We start from the raw sequence: 2,968 nt of genomic DNA, 5'->3' as shown, positions 1-2,968 counted from the left end.
GGCGAGCGCTAGCGGGGCAAAACAGCTGTTAGGCACTGGCTTATTCGGTAAAAATCGTTGTATTGTTATTACCACACCATTCTTCTAGATTGGCATACAATAATGTTTTTTTTAGATGATTTATATTAAATGTAACTCTTAAAATACGTGCAATATTTTCATCTGAAAGACCTTTAATTCCTGAAATGTTTTTAAAATAGTTTGAGAATGTATTTACCAAGTCATGACCGTTTGTTATTAGTAAAATCTCAGGATTTAAAACTCTTAATTGAGTTATTTTTCCTTTAATGATATTAACATCAGTTATGTGAGCATTTGGCGATTTTGATAAAACTCTAGAAAACCATAAATTAGGATAAAAGTCTCCCGACTTTTTCTGTGAATGTATTTAGAACATGCTGCGTGACCACAAAGTACCTCACCAATCTAAAACAAACCCCGATCGCGGGTTTGCAAAAAAGTCTCTATGTATAATAACTAGGATTAATAGACACACCCTTATATCGCATATCGCGATATGCGATATAAAATCGTAAACAATTGTTTTATAGTGCAAAATTATGTAATATTGCATATCGCAATATGCAATATAAACAAAATGGCACAAATAAAAAATAATCTAAAGCCACAAGACATAGTAATCCTTCTAAAGATTATCGCTTTAGGAAACAAAGTCTGGTTTCACCATACACTGGCAGAAGAATTGGGAATGAGCCAATCAGAAGTCAGTCAATCTCTCAATCGTTCCAAATATGCAGGCTTAATTGATGACGCAAGAAAAAAAGTAAACCGTATAGCATTCAATGAATTCATCATCCATGGCATAAGCTATGCGTTTCCACAACACCCTGGACCAATAGTAAGAGGTGTACTAACAGCACATTCCGCAGAACCGTTAAATAAAATTATAAATGCCTCAGAAAAATATGTTTGGCCTTACGCTAGAGGAAATGAGAGAGGTCAGGCCATCGAACCGTTATACAATACAGTAGTACAAGCAGTACTAAAAGACAACATACTATACGAACTACTGGCAATGGTCGATGCATTGAGAGTAGGTAGAGTAAGAGAAAAAGAAATAGCGAAAAAAGAACTGGAAAAAAGAATATTAAATGCATAATAAAATAATAAATCTAGCTTTAGTAGCTCAAGTAGCGATAGGCCTAGAAGAACTGAGAGAGAAAATGGTATTCATTGGTGGAGCAGTGATTAGCTTGTACACCGATGACCCAGCTGCAGAAGAAATCAGACCGACTTCAGATATAGACATGACCATAAACTTAGCTAACTATAACGAATGGGCGCAAATGCAAGAACGCTTGGCAGAATTAAAATTTTATCCAGATCCTGAAGGACATTCGATTTGTTCATACAAATATGATAAAATAGCAATAGACATAATGCCTGCAGAAGACAGTAGCATCGGAGTTTCTAATATATGGTACAAACCAGGCTTTAAATACCTTCAACAAATTGAATTGCCTGAAAGAGTTAGCATAAACATTTTACCTTCACCCTATTTCCTTGCTACGAAATTAGAAGCATTTAAAGACAGAGGTGCGAATGATTTCTACGGTAGCCACGATTACGAAGACATCATCTACCTATTAGACAACAGAACCTCAATTGTAGAAGAAATACTCGCTGCCGATGAAGATGTTAGAACATACATAAAACAAGAAATAAACGCCATAAAAAACCATCCTCAAGCAAACGAAATTTTAGCCATGCACATCCATCCATTGGTAAGAGAAGAAAGGTTTGGAATGTTGATGGAAAAAATTGAAAAAATTACAAAATAAAAAAAATAACCTAGAAGCTTTTTACAACTGGTTTAACGCTTTAAAAATAGAATAAATGAGTACAACTAATTATAAGATATGCTATTCTTTTTTACTAGTAAGCTACTAGTTCACAACTTATAACCTGCAATATCGCTTTAATTATAAATGCGGTGATTAACGTACAGTTATCACCGCATTTTTGCGGTAAATATAAAATATAGTCACCGCAGTTACACAAAAAACAAAGTATCCCTGATGTCGCAATATTGCATTCCGTGACTGTCAATGAGAAATCTACCACCACTCAAAAATAAACCAAAATTAGATTTCAAAAACAATAGCAATTGAAATGAAAACAACTTCATTTATACCTTAATAATTCAAAACTATACATTAAGCTATTAGATTCAATTATTTTAAAAAGTTTTTTTTTGAATCCAAACCCAATCTTCTGGAATTAAACTAAGAGAGAGTTTTTACATTGATTAATACCTCCTGAACCTGAAAAATAATCAACACTACTTATACAATTGTTCTTTGCAAAAGTTGTTGAAAGGCTCAAAAAAGTTGTTATTTTTGCAAACAAGATTTCAAATGATCTGTATCGTAATAAATTGATATACAATACTTTTTTGTTTGAAACATTACTAAAAAAGCTAATCTTTTCGCAAAGGATTTGTAAAGAAAATGTATTCTAACAGCCCCAAAACACATCGATATTCTTTACGGAAAGTTCGCAAAATTGCAAAGAAACCTGCAAAGAAAACACCTGTAAACTATTGATTATCAGTATTTTTTTCTTTGCAATCATTTTTTAATTTTATAAGTTCTTTGGTTGTGTTTTATCTCTCTTGCAATTTCTACAAATCCCTTTTCTATCATTTCAGCAAAAAGTCTTGAAATATAGGACACATCCGAGTCCGGCAGATTAAGCAACTTTCTGGCAGCTTCATTGTCTATTTCATCTGCACTGTCAAGGTATCTGATAATTGCTTCAATCTGCCTGGCTTTTTCTTGCTTCTTTAATTTGGAATAGCTGATTTTATCTTCTGTAGATGCTAATTTGTTTTTATGGATAATATATTTAACTCCTGAAGTTTTTCCGGTTGTTTCTATAAATTCTATTTCTTGCAATTCTTTTAATATTCTTCGTAATTGGTATTGGTTGACAAACGGGTTAGCTC

Annotated in this window: 3 protein-coding genes; 2 read left to right on the top strand and 1 reads right to left on the bottom strand. The window is 32.9% G+C overall.

The features are described from left to right. The first annotated feature begins 598 nt into the window (after positions 1-598). A complete protein-coding gene (locus E0I26_RS16330) occupies positions 599-1,120 on the top strand; it encodes a hypothetical protein (protein WP_131917508.1) in 522 nt (173 codons plus the stop codon). Beyond that, positions 1,113-1,802, top strand: coding sequence for a nucleotidyl transferase AbiEii/AbiGii toxin family protein (locus tag E0I26_RS16325; protein WP_131917507.1), 690 nt, complete (start codon positions 1,113-1,115; stop codon positions 1,800-1,802). Before E0I26_RS16330 ends, E0I26_RS16325 begins: the two co-directional genes overlap by 8 nt. A 789-nt stretch (positions 1,803-2,591) precedes the next feature. Here the strand turns inward: E0I26_RS16325 and E0I26_RS16550 are convergent. Continuing rightward, positions 2,592-2,968, bottom strand: a 377-nt coding sequence (locus tag E0I26_RS16550) for a hypothetical protein (RefSeq protein WP_165929469.1), incomplete at its 5' end; no start/stop codon positions are given.

The sequence above is a fragment of the Flavobacterium rhamnosiphilum genome, from assembly GCF_004349195.1.
In the GTDB taxonomy this organism is placed as follows: Bacteria; Bacteroidota; Bacteroidia; order Flavobacteriales; family Flavobacteriaceae; genus Flavobacterium; species Flavobacterium rhamnosiphilum.
The sequence above is the reverse complement of the archived record's forward strand: the minus strand, read 5'-3'. Positions and strand labels throughout refer to the sequence as shown.

Excerpts from the sequence above, each read along its gene's own strand:
- E0I26_RS16330 (WP_131917508.1), top strand. The coding sequence starts at position 599 with ATGGCACAAATAAAAAATAATCTAAAGCCACAAGACATAGTAATCCTT.
- E0I26_RS16325 (WP_131917507.1), top strand. The coding sequence starts at position 1,113 with ATGCATAATAAAATAATAAATCTAGCTTTAGTAGCTCAAGTAGCGATA.